This window comes from Paraburkholderia aspalathi (assembly GCF_905220735.1).
GTDB lineage: Bacteria > Pseudomonadota > Gammaproteobacteria > Burkholderiales > Burkholderiaceae > Paraburkholderia > Paraburkholderia aspalathi.
The window spans coordinates 61,429-79,212 of sequence record NZ_CAJNBA010000011.1; the positions used below are offsets into that span (position 1 = coordinate 61,429).

General features: G+C 58.3%; 15 protein-coding genes and 2 pseudogenes. 7 read left to right on the plus strand and 10 right to left on the minus strand.

All coding sequences use genetic code 11. The annotated features are described in order from the left end of the window. Positions 1-645: 645 nt before the first annotated feature. Positions 646-1,260: pseudogene (locus tag KHO30_RS35255) on the minus strand (transposase); the annotation flags it as partial. Between the two features lie 154 nt (positions 1,261-1,414). Here KHO30_RS35255 and soxC point away from each other — a divergent pair. The 3 genes from soxC to KHO30_RS35270 all read left to right on the plus strand — a co-directional run bounded on the left by soxC (position 1,415) and on the right by KHO30_RS35270 (position 5,050). Next, entirely contained in the window at positions 1,415-2,650 is a 1,236-nt protein-coding gene (gene soxC / locus KHO30_RS35260; RefSeq protein WP_244864205.1) for a sulfite dehydrogenase, read from the plus strand. A gap of 139 nt (positions 2,651-2,789) precedes the next feature. Further along, positions 2,790-3,209, plus strand: a complete 420-nt coding sequence (locus KHO30_RS39805; protein ID WP_425312938.1) for a c-type cytochrome — start codon at positions 2,790-2,792, stop codon at positions 3,207-3,209. Positions 3,210-3,400: 191 nt separating this feature from the next. After that, positions 3,401-5,050 (plus strand): MDR family MFS transporter, encoded by a 1,650-nt coding sequence (locus KHO30_RS35270; protein WP_342345988.1) that lies wholly within the window; start codon positions 3,401-3,403, stop codon positions 5,048-5,050. A gap of 156 nt (positions 5,051-5,206) precedes the next feature. On the opposite strand, the gene KHO30_RS35275 is transcribed toward KHO30_RS35270, so the two are convergent. The 6 genes and pseudogenes from KHO30_RS35275 to KHO30_RS35300 all read right to left on the minus strand — a co-directional run. Further along, positions 5,207-6,136 (minus strand): LysR family transcriptional regulator, encoded by a 930-nt coding sequence (locus KHO30_RS35275; protein ID WP_211703635.1) that lies wholly within the window; start codon positions 6,134-6,136, stop codon positions 5,207-5,209. Between the two features lie 335 nt (positions 6,137-6,471). Continuing rightward, complete coding sequence (locus KHO30_RS35280) at positions 6,472-6,756, minus strand: hypothetical protein (RefSeq protein WP_211703636.1); 285 nt, start codon at positions 6,754-6,756, stop codon at positions 6,472-6,474. Between the two features lie 88 nt (positions 6,757-6,844). Beyond that, entirely contained in the window at positions 6,845-7,438 is a 594-nt protein-coding gene (locus KHO30_RS35285; protein WP_244864206.1) for a DUF6398 domain-containing protein, read from the minus strand. Positions 7,439-7,730: 292 nt separating this feature from the next. Then, the gene (locus tag KHO30_RS35290) at positions 7,731-7,931 is read right to left on the minus strand and encodes a hypothetical protein (RefSeq protein ID WP_097266721.1); all 201 of its coding nucleotides are present in this window, start codon (positions 7,929-7,931) and stop codon (positions 7,731-7,733) included. Further along, positions 7,928-8,647: an ExeA family protein gene (locus KHO30_RS35295; protein ID WP_244864207.1), complete on the minus strand. Its 720-nt coding sequence runs from the start codon at positions 8,645-8,647 to the stop codon at positions 7,928-7,930. Before KHO30_RS35295 ends, KHO30_RS35290 begins: the two co-directional genes overlap by 4 nt. Before the next feature lie 161 nt (positions 8,648-8,808). After that, positions 8,809-9,834 (minus strand): annotated as a pseudogene (locus KHO30_RS35300) (tyrosine-type recombinase/integrase); the annotation flags it as partial. A gap of 78 nt (positions 9,835-9,912) precedes the next feature. Between KHO30_RS35300 and KHO30_RS35305 the strand changes: the two are divergent. The 4 genes from KHO30_RS35305 to KHO30_RS35320 are packed head-to-tail and all read left to right on the plus strand — an operon-like array spanning position 9,913 to position 15,489. After that, positions 9,913-11,361: a site-specific integrase gene (locus KHO30_RS35305; RefSeq protein ID WP_211703638.1), complete on the plus strand. Its 1,449-nt coding sequence runs from the start codon at positions 9,913-9,915 to the stop codon at positions 11,359-11,361. Then, the gene (locus tag KHO30_RS35310; protein WP_175848671.1) at positions 11,358-13,238 is read left to right on the plus strand and encodes an integrase; all 1,881 of its coding nucleotides are present in this window, start codon (positions 11,358-11,360) and stop codon (positions 13,236-13,238) included. The genes KHO30_RS35305 and KHO30_RS35310 overlap by 4 nt, the downstream gene beginning before the upstream one ends. Continuing rightward, positions 13,235-15,130 (plus strand): integrase, encoded by a 1,896-nt coding sequence (locus KHO30_RS35315; protein ID WP_211703639.1) that lies wholly within the window; start codon positions 13,235-13,237, stop codon positions 15,128-15,130. Before KHO30_RS35310 ends, KHO30_RS35315 begins: the two co-directional genes overlap by 4 nt. Then, complete coding sequence (locus KHO30_RS35320) at positions 15,127-15,489, plus strand: hypothetical protein (protein ID WP_012406686.1); 363 nt, start codon at positions 15,127-15,129, stop codon at positions 15,487-15,489. The genes KHO30_RS35315 and KHO30_RS35320 overlap by 4 nt, the downstream gene beginning before the upstream one ends. A 106-nt stretch (positions 15,490-15,595) precedes the next feature. On the opposite strand, the gene KHO30_RS35325 is transcribed toward KHO30_RS35320, so the two are convergent. The 3 genes from KHO30_RS35325 to tnpC form a co-directional block, all read right to left on the minus strand. Further along, a complete protein-coding gene (locus KHO30_RS35325) occupies positions 15,596-16,555 on the minus strand; it encodes a phage integrase family protein (protein ID WP_211703640.1) in 960 nt (319 codons plus the stop codon). Positions 16,556-16,601: 46 nt separating this feature from the next. Beyond that, positions 16,602-17,198 (minus strand): plasmid pRiA4b ORF-3 family protein, encoded by a 597-nt coding sequence (locus KHO30_RS35330; RefSeq protein WP_211703641.1) that lies wholly within the window; start codon positions 17,196-17,198, stop codon positions 16,602-16,604. Between the two features lie 225 nt (positions 17,199-17,423). Next, positions 17,424-17,780 (minus strand): Tn3 family transposase post-transcriptional regulator TnpC, encoded by a 357-nt coding sequence (gene tnpC, locus KHO30_RS35335; protein ID WP_211703642.1) that lies wholly within the window; start codon positions 17,778-17,780, stop codon positions 17,424-17,426. Between the last annotated feature and the right edge of the window lie 4 nt (positions 17,781-17,784).

Here is a 17,784-nt window from a genome sequence, read left to right on the forward strand (position 1 = left end):
GCATTTCGGTCTAGAAGGTTAGACGGCGGCGGCCGTCTCTTGCGATGGCTGGAGCTGTGCAGTCTGGCACGGCGTCGAGGCGGGCCGTGATGTCGTTTGACGGTTGTCGCGCGCTGCAGAGAGCCGTCAAATTAAAAGTAGACCCGTCCCGAAGCAGACCCGTCGGTGTCGGGTCTGCCGTTCAGAACAGATGGGCGATCCAGGAAGCGCCGTTGCCGCTCGAGCGTTGCATCGCCGCCGAATCCCGCGGTGGAAGAAATGCGCTGGCGGGAGTAACTCGCAATCCTTGGTTCAACGTGGGTGGTTAGCCCACGTCTGGGTAAGCAAGTCGTGAAGGGCGCTTTAGGTCGCGGGCACAGGGTGCTCAGGACCAGGCAGGAAGAGAGGATAAGTATGAGCTTATGCGCCCCGTTGTGAACTTTGTGCTCCTTGGGCTGTGGGGCCGAGCCAATCGAGACGCTGGCGGGTTTGTGTATGCGCTCGGGACGGGCTTCCGTTCGTCCGCTTCCGTTTATTGAAGTCGGACATGAGAAGCGGACCATGCGGGGTTGAAGGAGGTGCCTTTTGTTTACCGCGACCGTGCCCGATGCACCCGCCGTGGCTGTCGGCCCTTACACGACGACCATCGAAGACTTAGATAGGACCTTACGCAAAGCGCATTGGGACCGACGGATTTTTGAGTTCTCGGCGGAGGAAATCATCGAGCATCTCATGTTTGACGCAATAGAGTGTGCGCCCGGTCTGTCGAGCAACGTCGGCCAGACGAACCCACACCAGCGCGGCACTGGTGATATGGTTGCGCTGGATGCGCGCCTTTCGGCATTGGTAGCGCTCGATGCCAGTCAGCTGCTTGGCTTCACGGTGAAGCTGCTCGATCTTTCCAGCGCAGAGTGTCGCCTCAGACGAGTCCTGAGTCAGGTCGTTAGTGACGACCCAGTCGGTGCGGTGTGTGGACACCTCAACCCGGAACAGCTTCACCTTGTGAGGTTTCGGAAAACTCTCAACCTTGACCGTCTTGCCATGAGCAAGATCGAATTCATTCCACTGCAGCGAATCGAGGTGCCGGTACGGCGACTCGCCGCCAGAGTCGTCGGCCAGCCGGTTGTTGCGCAGCGGGCAGTAGTATGTTTTGCCCATCGACTCAATGAGCCGCATCAGATCGCGCGGGGCGTACCAGGTATCCATCAGGACGCGCCGGAAGGGCAAACGCTTGTGATGAATCGCATTGCTCAGCATGTCGCGCACGTAGCCCAGGCGGCTCAGGTGTTTCGTCATGCCCTCTCGACATACATTACGGAACCTGGCTTCGCCTCGGGTCTACGTCGTTTCGTAACAATCCGTTTCCGCCTTCAGGCGCGGCTTTTTGCGTAAGTCCGATATGTAGAAAGTCAACAGAAAAACAGGGAGAAGAATAATGGCAGGTGAAAGAAAGAAGCCGCACTTTTCGCGTCGCGACGTTTTGAGGGGGGCGCTCGCAGGTGCAGTGAGCTCTCTGCATTATCGTAGTGTGTCAGCCCAAACCGAACCGTGGCGTATCCCAGGGCACGTCGCGCAATCATATGGCAGCCGTTCGAAGTTCGAGAGCGCAGTACGTTATGTCGTTGGCGCACGCTACCCAGTACCTTGGGCGTCCTATTCACCGATCGAAACATTCTGCGGCGCCATTACGCCATCGTCGCTTCACTTTGAGCGCCATCACAATGGTGTTCCGGACATTGCTCCAGACAGCTATCGCCTGCTAGTCGGTGGTCTCGTGGACAGGCCGAGAATATTTACGCTAGACGACCTTAAGCGTTTTCCGTCAGTATCTCGGATGCATTTCATAGAATGTGCTGGCAACAGCACTGAGTGCATCGGAGATCTCAAGCCTGACGCCACCGCCGGGCAGCTTCACGGTCTGTCATGCAGCAGTGAATGGACAGGTGTGCTGCTATCGACGCTCATGCGCGAGGTTGGCGTACGCACGACCGCAACTTGGATGATTGCCGAAGGTGCTGACGCTGCGCTTTTAGATCGGAGCATTCCGATAGAAAAGTGTTGGGATGACATCCTGGTCGCTTATGGACAAAATGGAGAGGCAGTTCGACCCGAACAAGGTTACCCCATTCGTCTAGTAGTCTCTGGCTGGGAGGGAAACATCAACATCAAGTGGCTACGACGACTTGAGTTTCTGGACAGACCGGCAATGACCCGTGAGGAAACCGTAAAGTACGTGGACCCTATGCCCGACGGTACTGTTCGACAGTTTTCCTTCGTTATGGAAGCGAAGTCTCTCATTACGTTTCCATCAGGCATGCAGAGACTGCCCGATCGGGGGTTCTATGAGATTCAAGGAATCGCCTGGTCAGGACGAGGCCGAATCAGTCGTGTGGAAGTAAGTACCGACGCCGGACGAACCTGGCAGCTTGCCGAGCTGCAAGGTCCGGTCCTGCCTAAGACGCATACTCGGTTCCGCTCTCCTTGGGTATGGAATGGTCAGGAAACGGTGATTCAAAGCCGGGCTACCGATGAGACTGGCTATCGTCAGCCGCCGCGAGCCGTCCTTCTCAAGGTCCGTCGGCAAGAGGTGACTGGCATGAGTCAGCATTTCAACGGGATTCAAAGTTGGCACATCGGAGCCGACGGACAGGTGAGGAACACATATGCGTAGGAAATTGATTATCTTCGCTTGCTCGGCAACAGTACTCAGTGTGAGTACCTTTTCTGCCACCGCATGGGACACGCCGGAAAGTTATGGATTCGGTCGACCGCCCCCCTCTAGTGAAGTCACGGCGTGGAACATTACCATAATGCCTGACGGGACTGGGCTACCGCCTGGACGTGGAACGGTAGCCAAGGGAGCGGCCACCTACAGCACGAAATGCGCCGCCTGCCACGGCCGTACTGGATCAGAGGGTCCCTTCGAGACTCTCGTCGGCACCAAAAGCCTCGCGGAAGAGATCAACGCACACGAAAAGCCAAAACGGACTATCGGGAACATGTGGTTCTCTGCGCCGGTCCTGTTCGACTACGTGAGACGCGCAATGCCTTTCAATGATCCTGGGTCATTGACAACGGACGAACTGTACAGCCTGACTGGTTGGTTGTTGTATCGCAATGGACTTCTCAAGGAAAACCAGACAGTGGATGCAAAGACCCTGAGTAATGTGAAAATGCCCGCCTCTCACATTTTTGTTGAGGACCCGCGGCGGCCGTGGCTTGTCCGCTAGTGACATCCTGATTCTGTGCATAAGCCTGCCCCCAAAAAAAAGCGAATCCGTTGTGGACCGTTTAAACTCAGCAAGGAGAGTCATGATGCGTGACAAGCTAGACGCGATAAACGCTCAGGTACTCGTTGGAGGGGAGCCGCTCCGGCTGGGGGAACTGGCGCGGCTGAATGTGGAAATGGCTGGCCTGAAGATTGGCGCTCTATATCCTGGAAAAGACAGCCTTGGCTAACTGGTGCGCAAGGTATCAACATAATTTTGGGCACGCTGGGGGCAATACCCACGCCGCCTCCCCCTCGCTTTTGAAATTTCACCTACGTAAAATGCCCGAAAACACTACTCTTGCTGCGACCGCTCGGCCGGCGATATCGGTGCGCTTCGTTATGACGGGGTTACTTTTAGTGATCTTGCTGGCCGCCGTCGAACAGACGATTGTTGCCGTCTCGTTGCCGGCCATTGCGGCCGAATTACATGGGATGAATCTGGTAGCATGGGTAGTAGCAGCCTATTTAATAGGGGCTACAGTGGCTACTCCTATTTACGGCAAATTGAGCGATATTTACGGTCGCAAAGCGACGATGACTTCCGCTATTTCGCTTTTTTTACTTGCATCAGTGGCCTGTGCGCTAGCGCAGACCATGCCGCAGTTGATTGCATTCCGCTTGTTGCAGGGTTTGGGGGGCGGGGGGCTCATTTCTGTCGCACAAGCCACTATTGCCGACGTCATCTCGCTGCGCGAGCGCGGCAAGTATCAAGCCTATATCAGCGCGGTTTGGCTGGTCGCAAGCGCGGGCGGGCCGATTGCCGGGGGCTATCTTACGCAGCATCTCTCATGGCATTGGATTTTCTGGGTCAATTTACCCATTGGTATAGTCGCGCTCATTGTAATGCGGAGTTCATTGCGCCACCTCTCAATCAATCCAGTTAAGCACAGCATAGATTATATCGGTGCAATATTGTTTGCCTCCGGGTTGTCGTCTGTGCTAATCGCTCTCACGCGCATTGGTCAGGGTGCGCCAGTGCGCGACCCCCGAATTATATTTTTACTGACCGGAGGTGTCTTAGCGGTCATGGTTTTTATATGGCATGCACGACGCATCTCAGAACCAATTATTCCGTTGCGAATGTTCCAGAATAGAACGGTTTTTATATGTTGTGTTGCCCAATTTTTAGGGTATTTTCAAATGTTATCAATGTTGGTGCTGATACCGCTGCGGCTGCAAATGGTCAGCGGCGTTGCACCCGAAATCGCGTCCTTGCGGTTGTTGCCATTGACGCTCGCCGTGCCGTGTGGTGCCTTCGTGGCCGGTCGCCTGATGAGTGTGACTGGCCGCTACAAACCGTCACAGTTCGGTGGTGCAGTTGCAGTAACCCTCGCCGCAGCTGGATTGGCCTTTGTCGATCCCGAGAGAATTGCGTACATGGCGGTCGCCATGGTCATACTGGGATTGGGGATTGGCCTGCAGTTTCCTACGTCAATGGTTGCCACGCAAAACGCCGTGCCTCGATCGCAGACAGGCGCCGCAACGGCATTAGCGTCTTTTTCGCGTATGCTTGGGGGCGCGATCGGGGTCTCCGTTCTTACCTCCGTGCTTATCGCGTTCCTACGCAACCTGATGCCGCCTGTTGCAACGGGGACGGTTGATGTGAACACAATGCTTAGTACGTTTCATTCCATTGACTTTGGCACCAATGGGGCTGTTTTGCGCGATGCTGCGGAAATTGCATTTAGAAAAGTATTTGTTATAGGCGCTGCGGTCTCCCTGATTTCGCCGCTTCTGATTTTGAGAGTGCCCGAACATCAACTGCGTGGTAATGCGGAAACGGCGGTTCCCGCTGAGTAATAAACTGTATTAGCCGGGGCTGGACATGACAGGTCGACGGAAGGCGAAGTAATAAATGACGCATTTGTCCTGCTCATAGACGGAAGAGTCTGCGCGACTGCAGGTGGCGGATTTTGAAGGATTCTGAAAATGCAAGCAGACATGGTAAAGTCATCTTCACAACGTCCTTAATAAATTGCAAAACCAGATCAAATCGGCTTTTTGCTTTCTTGCGCTTAATGTGACGATCGTGATATCAAGCGGCGGGAATTCGATCGGTAGTTCAAAAACGTTGATCGGAAAAAACCGCGCGTAATGTATCGCGAGAGAATGAGGAACCAGAGCAATGAGATTACTATTGATCACGAGCTCGGGCAGCAAACTAAAATATGGAACATAATATTTGATGTCCTCAGCGCTCCAACTCTCTTTTAGCACTTCTTCCATTACGGTCGCTCGACCATCGGTACGGAAATAAGTGGCGACCGGACGGGTAAAGAATTCTTCTGAGGTCATGCGTGGGCCAGCAAATGACCGGTTAGCGCACTGAATCCCTACAATATAGTCTTGGAATAAAATTTCTTTATTAAATTCCGGGCTGTATTTGTCTATACCGCTAGCCTTCCAGTTTGATGACCGATCCGGAAATATCAGAAAATCCAGTTCTCCGGAACGTAGGTGATCCGAGTTTCCGCGTGGCGTGCCGGATACTTTAATCGATATTCCCGGGGCGATGTCACATAGGACTTGTCTTAACTGCGGAAAAAGAACAGCTGCATAGTCGGCCACGTAGACGTGGAACGTCTTTCGTGAAAAGGCGGGATCGAATTTTTCGTTTTTGAATAGATCTACGGTTTGAGCCATAATCAGCTCTAATTCGGGAAGAATATTTTTTGACTTTTCCGTGAGGATCATTTTACGACCTTGACTGACCAATAATTCATCGTTTAGTAAAAAACGTAGCTGGCGCAGCGATCCACTGACGGTGGATTGGGTGAGGCACAGTCGACGTGCCGCCTGGGTTACACTCGCACACTTGAGTAGCTCCAGCAAAATTGGCAGCAGGTTCAGATTGAGTCGCCGAAGAGCGTTCGAGGAGTCTGACATTGGGCCTCTTTGAGAGACGATTTTATAAAGACGTCTGTGATCGCTGTAATGTATCCAGCAGATTATGTCGCGGGCAAGCTAGTGAAAGATTTTATGAACGGGAGTCAGTGGCATTGCGAAGCGAATGCGTAAATTTAACAGACTACGGAACTGATGTAACCCGGCATGCGTGCGGGGGATATCCCAATGGACTTTCCCAAGCCTGTAGACGCCGACTTAAAAGTGACCCGGGCAATCAGCCTAACCTGCCGCTTTTAGAGGCAGAGGTTTAGATTTAGAGGACGTTAATGGAATAAATAAAAAATTGAGCAAAGCACCCCGATGTTCGCTACTTTTTAGACTTTCACGGACGCCGGCATACCGAGATTTGTCATTCTGTTCAGTGCAGACACACTGATCCATACCTCGGTCTTTTGCTGTGGCAGCGCTCGGGCCTTCATGGTGTTACCGAAAATGCGCTTGTAGCGTTGCACGGCAAGCTCGGCATAGTTGCGCAGGTTGTAGCCCGTGATCTTCTGCCAGGCGAGGCGGCCCTGTTGCGCAATGACTTGGATATGGTGGTCTCGCTGCGTATCGCCAGCGGCTGAACAAACGGCTGTCTTGTGCGGTGGAACGACCACCTGAGCGTTGGATTGATGGTTCAGAACAGCTTGTGGGGGTTAAAAGCCGGAAGCCCAGATTTGCTGGAAAGTTTTTTAATTCAGCGTGTTAGGTGCTCTCGTCTCCCGGAACGAATGGAATAGCTCCTTGCCGGAAAGCCTCCTCCTGCAACGCGCGCGGAATCCGGCGCGCGTCGACGATCATGCCGCTGAGCTCGATGAGCCATGCGATTGGATTCATCGCGATCTGGCTGGGACGGGACCAACGTGGATCCATCTGGCTGATCTTGAGCAGGTTGAGGATAGTGCTTGAACGGGCCGAACCGGTCTGGACACTCAGTCCAAAATGCTGGCAAAGCGCATCGGCACGTATGTGGGGTTGCTGGGTTGTGTCGAACAGAAAATTGACCCGCCCGATGGCGTAGGCGACACCGCACGCCCATGACCGTGCCGGACCGTTCACGAGCGGAGACGGTCTTTTGCGGCACAAGGTGGCAACGAGGCGACGGCAGAGGTCCCGGTACTCGTCGGTCAGGTATTGCGAGCAGAATTCGTCGGTCAGCGTGGTAATTTCGTGATATCGGTCTCGCAGGGCCTTCGGCACGCGCTCGTCATGGTCAGGTGGCGTCATGGGTTCAAATGATTGTAAGCGCGAGTTTAAGCACACCGAATGGAGAATCGTTTGCAAATGTCGATCGAGCATAGGGGCATCGCGGCGGTCGATGTTGACCGGCGATGTCTGCGATGGAATGTCGTGAGCGCGTGTGGCCCCGGGAGCCGCACTTGGTTGCGAGTTCAGCTCGAGTTCGCTTCGGCCTGTCGCTTAGCATAGACGAAGGGCAGCAAGTCGCGGATGTCGGCATCAGGCGCGCGCTGTTGTTACGTCCCGGCCTAAATTAGGGTTGTCGTCGCGAGCTATGTGGCGTGAGATTGCGAGGGGCGTCGCGCACTAAATGAGGAATGGAATGGGCCTCGTTTAGTGCGCGACGGCGGCGCTAGATTGGAGGGTCGGTTTTACGGCGCCAGGGTTGATCGGGATCCATCGTCTCGCGATAGCGTTTGTCGGAGTCGCGACGCAGTTCGTGCTCGTATCGTTGTTCGCATACAAGGGCGAGGCGGTAGAGGAAGTCGGTCAGAGCACGAGCACAAGAATCAGGGATACCGTCGGGGAACAGCGTGTCAAACTCGGGCGTCATTTCAACTCCTCGATCGCCTGTTGTAGCAGTTCGTCGGGTAGATGGTTCAATCCTTTGGGCACGGCCATCTGCATAGCGGTGCGCAGAATCCGCCCCGCTTGCCGGGGCAAACCGCGAGAGGCCTGGCGAAGTAATTCCAGGCCAGATTCGGCCAGCAACGTATGACTGCAACCGGCGCTCTTCAATGCGTGTTGGATGAACAGGGCGAAGCGCTCGCGTTCGATCACGGGTTTGAGTTGAACGCGTGCCTGGATACGTCCATATAAAGCTGCGTACGGCGCACGCTCGAGCGTTTGGCCCAGACTCGGATGGCCTGCGAGCCAGACAGTGAGCAGGTCGCGCGAATCGAAGGCGAAGTTCAGGAAGGCCGGGAAGTCGCGGAAGAATTCGAGGGGCAGGTTCTGCGCTTCGTCGATAATCCAAACGGGCAACAACTGTTTGCTCTCGACGAGCTCCTGGATGCGCAGCTTCAGATCCCGCCACAGGTCGGCACGCCGATAGGCCGGCTCCAGACCCAGCGCGCGAGCTAGGCTGCGGTACAGATCGATGCGCCCGAACTCGGTTTCAGCCAGATAGATGACCTGATATCGATGGGGATTCAAGGCAAGTGCTGCGTGGCGTAACGCGGCAGTCTTGCCCACGCCGGGCTCGCCCGTGAGCAAGCCAATACCGGGACTGTGCAGTAGCCACTGGAAGCGTTCGTTAAATTGCGCCAAGGCGCCGTCATCCCACAACTCACTATGTTCTTTGGAGAGCGGCGCGCAACGTAGACCGAAGTGGGGGTCGAGCCAAGATAAGCGCAAAATCCTATCGCAAGCATTTTGGCCATGCAGTTCGACGAGATTATGCTGAGATGGAATGATGTCGTCGAGAGAGTCTATTGGTCCGAGAACGCCTCGCGGATCTGCCGGGCATGCTTCACTTCGTCGCCATGCAGATAGACGGACGTCATCGCGATCGACGAGTGGCGCAGGTTGTCCCGCACCGTGGTGAGTTCCGCGCCGCAGGCGAGAGCGTGAGATGCATGAGAGTGTCGTGTGCAGTGCGTACTGGCGCGTCGCAGCTTGTCCGCCATCGCCAGATTATCGCCCTGAATCACGTCGGCAGCCTGCGCGAAGAAACGCTTCATGATGCTCCAGAGACGCGATCCGGTAATGCCCGCCGCGCTATCCTGCTCAAGGCTGCCGATCAGCGGTGTCTGGGGATTCCAGCGCGCGGGCGTGACCGGTAACCGTCGGTGGATCAGATAGCGATCGAGCGCGTTACGCGCTAGAGGCGGCAACGCCACCTTGCCGGGCTTGCTGCCTTTACCGATCAGGTGCAGCCACTGATCGCCGTGCGCGTCAGTCTGGATGCCGCCGAGCGTGGCGCCCACGAGTTCACTCGCACGCAAACCCGTCGCATACGCAAAATCGAGTAAGAAACGTAGCCGTTGCGCCGCTGGCACCTCCCAGCCGTACGAATGCTCAAGGCCATCAGCGAGCGTGCGTATCAGCCGCCATTCGCCGTCTGCAAAGCCTCTTGAAGGGTCCATTGCTGTGGTACGGGTGTGGCCACGGACCTTGATGCCGGCAAACGGATTGGCGAGCACATAACGCTGCGCGATCAGCCATCGAAACAGTGCGCCGAGCACCGACAGCGCGTAGGCAGCCGAACGGGCGGACAGTGCGCGTACAAACGGCCGCCATTCTGGTGACGATCGCGACCGGGAGGGGCCAATCCAGCGCTCTCGCGGCGCAGGGCGCCTCAGGAAGCCACGATATGCGATCGCATCATCGGTCGTGAGCGACGAGAGTGCCCGCTCGCGCTCGACGATCGCCCACAGGATCAAGCGTTCCGCTTCCTTGCGATAGGCCCGTTGGGTGGCCGCCGATTCGTGCAGCGACAGCCACGCCTTATGCGCAAGTCGGTAACGATTCTCTGATACTCGCAGGCTGTGTTAAAGCGGACACCCGCACAAACACAGCAGAGGATCTGCACGATGACAGCAAGAAGAACGACCATCCGGCAACTGCCGTTGACCGAGGTCGTTGACCGCGACACACCCGGCGCGACGCCGGTCAGTATCACCACCCCCGAGGGCGGCACCATCTATCACACGGTCCCGCTCGCAGACCCCGACACCGGCAAGCGACGCGACACCCGCCCGAAGTGGATCGCTGGCACCTTTCCTCTCTTTCCCGTTGTCCGACTTGCTGACGGCGCGCCGTGGGCTGAGGCGAACCTCTGGCTCATCGATATGATCGAGTCGAAGTCGTCGCCGAGCATGCTGACGTTCGCCAGCATCGCTGACGACCTTGTAGCCTTCCGTCGTTATCTGGATGACGAGGGTATCGACTGGCTCGTCTTCCCTGTGAACAAGCGGCAACGTCCGACCTACCGATATAGCGGCTCGATCAAGCTGGCCGTGCAGGCCGGCGAGCTGTCTCCGGGCGTTGCCAGGCGTCGTATGGGCACCGTGGTGCGCTTTTATCGCTGGATGATGACCGAAGCAGGCTTTCGACCCACGAACGCGCCGTGGGTCGAATCTGATCGTTTCATTGAGTTCAAGGACCAGAAGGGCTTCAGCAGCGTGATCGAAGTCAAGACCACGGACCTGTCGATCAGTGGCCGGCGCGCAGAAGACCCGTGGGACGATCACATCCAGGACGGTGGTCGCCTGCGCCCGCTCCCCTCTGCCGAGCAGTCGGCGCTGCTTGAATCGTTAGCCACACTCGGCAACATCGAGATGACGCTCGTTCATCTGTTCGCGCTGTTGACAGGCGCCCGCATCCAGACGGTACTGACCGTGCGTGCGAAACACGTGATGCGCAAGCCTGACGGGTTTCACGGCGACGACATCCGTCTCGCCTGCGGGCCAGGTACCGGCATCGACACGAAGGGCGGTGTTAAGGGCGTGTTGCACGTTCCGCGCAGTTTCTATGAGCGGCTGTACATCTACGTGCACAGCGATCGTGCGCGCAAGCGCCGCCAGATGGCAGATGGCGGCGATCACTTCGACCAGGCGCTCTTTTTGAGCCATCGCGGTGCGCCGCTCTACGAGGATCGCGCGTCGCGCGACCCGCTTACCTCTGGCCCGCGCGTGCGCCGTCACTTCAAGACCGGGCAGGCCGTGCGCCAGTTCATCAGGGACAAACTGTTGCCCATGATGCGTGTGCGGCTCGACAACCCCAGGTATGAGTTCAGTTTCCACGACCTGCGCGCGACTTTCGGGCTGAACATGGTCGACGCGATGACGGCGAACGGGACGAAGTACACGCGGGCGCTCGACCAGTTGCGGCAGTTGATGTGGCACGTACACCCTTCAATGACTGAACGCTATCTCGCTTACCGCGATAATCGCAAGCTGTTCGACGCTATACAGGACGGCTGGGGAGCACACCTGTCGACGCTGGTCACGCGCACCCTCGACACTGTGGAGGCAGCATGAACCGCCAGTACGAGGAAGTGCGCATGCCGCTCGCCGAGGGCACGACGCTGCTGCATCCCGAACGCGCGCTGCTCCGGTGGGAAGGCATGAGCGGACGTTCCGATATCGGTCAGATCTGCTATCTGACGCGCGACACGTCGAGCCCGCAGCGCACGCGACGCACTTTCGACCCAACAAGCTTCTGCAGCGAACGCGCCAGGGTCGTGCGTCTGCTCGTGACCCAGCTTTCCAGGCGTATGGCCCTTGGCGCGAGGCGTCCGGCGACGATCTCCATGGATTTGCGCGTCGTGCTTGATTTCGTCAACTGGGCCGACAGCCAGGGCTTGCATCAGGTGCTCTGTGACGAGAAGGCTACCGCGGAGGCGGTTCATCGGTACTTCCGTGAGAGGCGCGAACAGGTCTCGCTGGGCAACCTGAACCGCAATTCCGTCGCCCACTATCAGCGCAGTCTGTTGTCGATGCTACGTGAGTTCTTCCGAAGCGACGACTTCTGCGCCGACGCGAGGGTGCTGCGCCACCAACAGGATGCCTGGGTGCCGACGGCTGTGCCTGACGCCGAGGCACAGGCTGCCCTGCTCGCGTGGGCCGACGCGCTCTTCAGCAGCATCAGCACGCTGGTGCTCGACTTCAAACCGTACCCCGTGCGCGTGACCACGGTGCGAGGTGAGAATCTTTGCCTCGTTCCGCACATCTACGGCCGTAGTGACGGCGACGACTCGCGCGGCCTGATCGGCTGGAATCTGGAGACAGGAGAGCCGCGCACACGGGAGGAACTCAGGACACGGATGGTTGAGGCAGGGGCTAACAATCCGCGTGAGCGTTCGTGGAACATCGCCAGGTTAGCGGCTAAACATCTTGCGGCGGCGAACGCGGACGCGCAGTCGTCAATCCGACGCTCGCATGCTTCGATAGCGGCCTCTTGCTTCGCCGCGCTGTTTCTTGCCGAAACGGGCATCAACCTCGCGCAACTGCTAGCCATGAAGTGGAGTCCGGAGCTTGCCACGAGCCTGCAGGATGCGTCGGTTGCGCGTCAGAAGTTTCGTCAGGTCAAGTACCGGGCAGGCGGGAAGGAGATTACGTTCACCGTCTCGCTGGGCTTCATGCCGAAGCTCAGGGCGTATCTGGCGTTGCGCGAGTATCTGGTGCAGGACGCAGAGTGGGACGCGTTGTTCGTCGTGGTCGGGCATCATGCACAGTTGCGGCGGCTAACGGGTCTCTCAACCAAATTCCTGGAGCAGCTTTACCGTCGACTCGACACGCTCGGGATCGTGCTGCCGCGCATTGGCGCGCGTCAGTGGCGTGCGGCGAAGCAGGATTGGGCGGTGAGCAACCACGGCCCCGTCATCGCAGCCAGGCTGATGGGGCACTCGATGGAGACGGCGCTGCGCTCGTACTCGAACGGCACGGATGCCGCGCACAAGGCTGAGATGGGGGCGTTCCTCGCTTCGGTCGAGAAGACCGTGCTGGGGCTAGGCAACAACCCGGCGGGCAGCATCGGGAGCGCAGTGGGCATCTGCATCGGATTCCACAAGCCTGCGCCGATCGCGGCTTCGGTCACGGTACAGCCTGACTGCCGCTCGACCGAAGGGTGTCTCTTCTGCGACCAGTACCGCGTGCACGCTGACGCGACCGACATCCGCAAGCTGCTGAGCTGCCGTCACTGCGTCAGACTCGTGTGCGGGCGTGCTGACTCGATCGAGCAGTACGACAGATCGTTCGGTGCGGTGCTGCGACGCGTTGACTTCCTGCTCGACGAACTGCGCAGGCGGGATGCCGCGCTGGTCGAACAGATCGAGCATGACGTTGATATTGAGGGGAATCTGGACGCTTTCTGGTCGGCCAAGCTCGACCAGCTTTACGAATTGGGAGTGGCATGAACAACACACTGATCGCGCCGACCGCTGAGCGGCCCGGCTGGTATCGGGTCGAGGACGATACGGTCGTCACGCGCGACACGTCCGGGAACACTGTTTCGCTGTTTGGTGACGATACCTGGGACATCCGTGCGTACGCGGTTGGGCCACGCAGCACGCATCTCTATTCCAGGAGCCACTTGCCTGACGGCGTGAGTCGCGCGCTTTCAGAAGCAACCACGCGTCAATGGAAGCAGGTCATGTACTTTCTGATGCACGAAGCGACCGATATGGTACCGGCGTCCGGCACGCTTCAGGCTCGTTCAATCAACCTGAGGGAGTTCACGTTCTTTGCCGCCGCACGTCAGCTTACGCTCTACGAGGGCCTGTCCAATGTCGCCGTTGTTCTGGACTATGCGGCGCAAGCCGGAATGGAGTCGAAGGCCCAACGCCTTCATTCGATTCTGGTGAAGCTTCACCGTCTGGGCGTCGAGACCACAGGGCTGCGCGTACCGCTGGTCCAATTACATAAGCCTCTGCTTAAACGCTGGGCGCAACACGCTGGATACTCGCAATACCCTGCCATCCCGACGCGGATCTACCAGCACTTCCTGTCGACCTGTCAGCATGACCTCGGCATCGCTGAAGACGTCGCTGATGTTCTGTCGGACTACCTCGCACGCGTATACGCTGGGGAGAGGCCTGGTGTCCCTGCAGAACTGGTAAGTACTGCCACGCACTTCCGGTGCGAGGACCCCCGTTACGTCGTGTCGTCGCTTGTGGCGTCGATCACCGCGCTATGTCAGCTTGTCATCCTGTCGTTCACCGGCATGCGCGCGGCAGAAGCAGAGACCCTGCCCTACAACTGCCTGAGCGAGTCCCGTCTGGATGGCGTGACGCACTACACCATCGAGGGCGTCACGACCAAACTGTCGGGCGGTCGTCCCAGGCGCGCGTGCTGGGTGACCAGCCCGCTCGCTGCCCGCGCTATCAGGCTCGCGCAACGCCTGTCGGGCGAGGCGCACCGTGCGCACGGCGCGCAAGGCTACGCCGAATCGACGGACGGTTCGCACCTGCTGTTCTGCCGGATGGGTCTGCCGATAGGTCCGCGTCATGGATACGTGGCAAACCGGGCGGCAAGTAAAGTAGCTAACTATATTGAAGCCTTTCGTGAGCGCGTCTTTCCGACGATCACATTCGAGGACATCGCCGAGTTGAAGCGTGTCGACATGCACCGCGCGTGGGAAGACGAGCCGAAGTACGCACTCGGGCAGCAGTGGCCGTTCACTCGCCACCAGCTTCGCCGGAGCCTAGCCCTCTACGCCCATCGGAGCGGCCTCGTGACGCTACCTACGCTCAAACGTCAGTTGCAGCACCTCACGCACGAGATGAGCACCTACTATGCGCGCGGCTCGGCGTTCGCGAAGGGTTTCATCGACACCGACAAGCGCCACTTCGCGAAGGAATGGGCCGAGACGCAGGGCCTGTCCGAGTATCTCGCGTACGCCGAGCAGGTGCTGTTCGCTGACGAGCGGCTGTTCGGCGGGCACGCAGCGTGGACGCAGAGCCGTGCCGTGCAGGCCTCGCCTGTGTCGGTCTACTCGCGCGAGCAAACGATCAGAAAGTTCGAGAAGGGTGAACTCGCATATCGCGAGACGGTGCTGGGCGGCTGCGCCAGCGTCGAGCCCTGCAGGTCGACACCGCTCGACTGGATGCGTCTGGATTGTCTTGAATCGAACTGCCGTAATCTCATCGTCGTGCCGTCGAAGCTTCAGCGAGTGATCAAGGCGCAGCAGGCTACGGTCGGGAAGCTGCGCGCAGTTGATGAGACAAGCGTCGAATACCGTATCGAGGCACAGACGCTGCAACGACTGCTTGACGCGCAGGAGAAACTGATCAAACCGGAGGCAACATGAGCGACGCCATGACCGACTACTACGCCGCCCTTGAGCGGCTGAAGAAACGAAAAGGAGTGCGTATCAACAATGACGCCGTGGCGATCGAGGCGGGCCGCAAGAAGGGCAGCATCAAGAAGTCACGCCCGCAGTTCACAGCACTGATTGACGCGATCGATGCAGCCAACGCGGTAGCCGGGCGCCCGAAGCTCGAACTGGCCGAGCGTCTGGACCGGGCGAAAGGCGACGCGAAGGATCTGCAGGCACAACTTGACGAGTCACTGGCTCGTGAGCTCGCACTGCTGCGTCAGGTGTTCAGCCTGCGCAAGGAACTGGCCGCGCTACGAGGCGGTAGCGTCCTGCCCCTGCACCCGCGCTAGATCGGGGCGGGCGTTTTCGCTCGAAACGGGCACTTGGGCTGCTTCACCTGCGTCGACCTGGTGCTAGCGAAGGTTCCCGCTACGGGTCACCCGGCGTAGTGACCCATCAAATTCGATCGTGGTTCTGTGACACCGCTGAACGGGTCAAGAAGGGCGGGCGAAGCGCGGCGAAGTGAACCCTTGAAGCGCGATGGTTTGACACGCTCTGGCATGGTCGGACACCCGGCTTTATCGGGCTTCCGACCATGCGAAACCTGGGGTGAAAGATGGACACACAGACGGTCGATCTGTCCACTTTTTCGGCTGATCCGATGGACACTCCGCAGACTGCTGATTCCAGCATTTTCAAGGCTCCGGCTGATGTCCATTGTTTTTCTCTTGCGCGTAACGCCTGCACCGCTTCGTAGTCGTTGGTTGCGTTGAGCGTGCAGGTGTGCGGCGGCGCCCTGAAACTGCCGTGTGAGCCATCGACTTCATTCGGCAAACTCAACCGCTCCCATGGCATGACCACGGCGACACGGGTCACCGCGATCAGTGCGTGCGCCCGCTCCGTGAGTAAGGGATGTGCGGCGAAGAAGGCTTCGATCTGCCTCGCACTGGCGGGTCCCAAACCGGGAATCGCACTCCACCAGCGACGCCGGCGTGGAACGCGTACGGTCAGCTCGGATAACGTATCGATGCCATGTGCGCGCAGCGTGGCAACGGCACGCGCAGACAGCCACAAACCGATGTCGTCGGTGATCCGAGGTGCCAGCGGCGGCGACGCACGGAGCACTTCGATCGCGTACGTTACCGCCTTGGCCCGTTCGAACCGTTCGGCAAGCGGGTGCTCAAACAGCGCTGCGAGGTCAGTGCGCTGACGGCTGCGAGCGAACGCGATTAGCTGTCGTCGGATGCGGCCCAGAATGCTGCGCGCCGACTGGCCGGACACCTTGTGATCCGGCAGATAGCGGGTAACCGCCGCACGGGTTGTAATCCCTGCGTACCAGGCACGCAGTGCCGCGAGGCAAGCCGCATCCGGGAACTCCGGTGGATGAGGGGTTCCGGACGATGGACGCATTTTCATGACGGGTCGTTCATCCCGGCAAGCGCAGTGTTCGATTCATGCCGCGTCAACTTCCGGCCAGCAGGAATACTGATGGGTCAACGTAGTCGGACATCAAGCGGTTGGCCTGCGCCAGATCAAAGTCCCGCGGATCGAATTCACTACCCAGCCATTCAATCAACTCGGCGCGTTCTGCGTCTCGCTTGCCAGCCAGCGTCTTCAACATGTCGGCATAGCCCCATGGCCCCCCACAGTCTTCTGGCGGGCAGGCATTGCGCCCGGCGGTGCAGCGCGGATAGCGGGTCCCCGGCTCAATCGCAACAGCCTTCTCGATGACCACCACGTGCTCCCAGCCATCACCAAAATCGTAGTTGTAAATGAATCTGTCGCCGGGCTGGCATACCGTGTCGAGCCGTACACCCGCCTCGTCCTGCATGTCATCCAGACCATCATCGAAACCATCAACATGGGTCATGCCGTAGCGTACGTCGCCCAGGTCGAATTCATGCAAGTGCGAATTCGTCCAGCCCATCGCCGTCTGGATGACCTGATGGAGATCGGCCAGTGTGATCGTCGACGCTACCTCAATCCGACGCCACACTTGAGGCTTGATCTCACGCAGGCTGAGTTTGATTGCCCAGATCTGCGCCTGTTTCTTAACCATTGCCACCTCCTTGTCGTGCCTTGCGTTGCCGCCCGGGCAACATATTAGATGAACGAAGGCCGCCGAACGTCCTGCGCAAGCATAGGCATCGACGCGTTTTCATGATCGACAGTTTGTGTCCTAGACGACCTACTGGAGATAAGAGAGGTTATCTCCATAGCATCGTGCATGCACACGATTGTAACGCGATACCAGGATGGGTTTGTCCTGCAGAGGACCTACCTGTCACTCCCCGGCATCCTCAGGTCGCAAGGCTTCCAGCGGCAACAGCGTCTCGCGGATCACATAAAGACCGGCGAGACAGGCATCCAGCTGGTCAATGACGTCACTGACCTGATCGACAAACGGTTCATGTTGACTCGATACCGTCAAGCTGGCTCCGTTCAGGATGGTGTGAGCCATACCGTGCAGTCGCAACAGGTCATCACGCAGCGACCCGGGATCAGACAGCCGCGCGCGCAGAACGTCCAGTGTGCCAACCGCCGCGAGCAGCCGCGTTGTATCGTATGTTCTTTCCAGGACGTTGAGCGCATCGGCGGCAACCGCGCCGTATGGCGTATCTATCGTGTCTGTGATGGACATGGTC

Excerpts from the sequence above, each read along its gene's own strand:
- soxC (WP_244864205.1), top strand. The coding sequence starts at position 1,415 with ATGGCAGGTGAAAGAAAGAAGCCGCACTTTTCGCGTCGCGACGTTTTG.
- KHO30_RS39805 (WP_425312938.1), top strand. The coding sequence starts at position 2,790 with ATGCCTGACGGGACTGGGCTACCGCCTGGACGTGGAACGGTAGCCAAG.
- KHO30_RS35275 (WP_211703635.1), bottom strand. The coding sequence starts at position 6,136 with ATGTCAGACTCCTCGAACGCTCTTCGGCGACTCAATCTGAACCTGCTG.
- KHO30_RS35285 (WP_244864206.1), bottom strand. The coding sequence starts at position 7,438 with ATGCTCGATCGACATTTGCAAACGATTCTCCATTCGGTGTGCTTAAAC.
- KHO30_RS35290 (WP_097266721.1), bottom strand. The coding sequence starts at position 7,931 with ATGACGCCCGAGTTTGACACGCTGTTCCCCGACGGTATCCCTGATTCT.
- KHO30_RS35305 (WP_211703638.1), top strand. The coding sequence starts at position 9,913 with ATGACAGCAAGAAGAACGACCATCCGGCAACTGCCGTTGACCGAGGTC.
- KHO30_RS35310 (WP_175848671.1), top strand. The coding sequence starts at position 11,358 with ATGAACCGCCAGTACGAGGAAGTGCGCATGCCGCTCGCCGAGGGCACG.
- KHO30_RS35315 (WP_211703639.1), top strand. The coding sequence starts at position 13,235 with ATGAACAACACACTGATCGCGCCGACCGCTGAGCGGCCCGGCTGGTAT.
- KHO30_RS35320 (WP_012406686.1), top strand. The coding sequence starts at position 15,127 with ATGAGCGACGCCATGACCGACTACTACGCCGCCCTTGAGCGGCTGAAG.
- KHO30_RS35325 (WP_211703640.1), bottom strand. The coding sequence starts at position 16,555 with ATGAAAATGCGTCCATCGTCCGGAACCCCTCATCCACCGGAGTTCCCG.
- KHO30_RS35330 (WP_211703641.1), bottom strand. The coding sequence starts at position 17,198 with ATGGTTAAGAAACAGGCGCAGATCTGGGCAATCAAACTCAGCCTGCGT.
- tnpC (WP_211703642.1), bottom strand. The coding sequence starts at position 17,780 with ATGTCCATCACAGACACGATAGATACGCCATACGGCGCGGTTGCCGCC.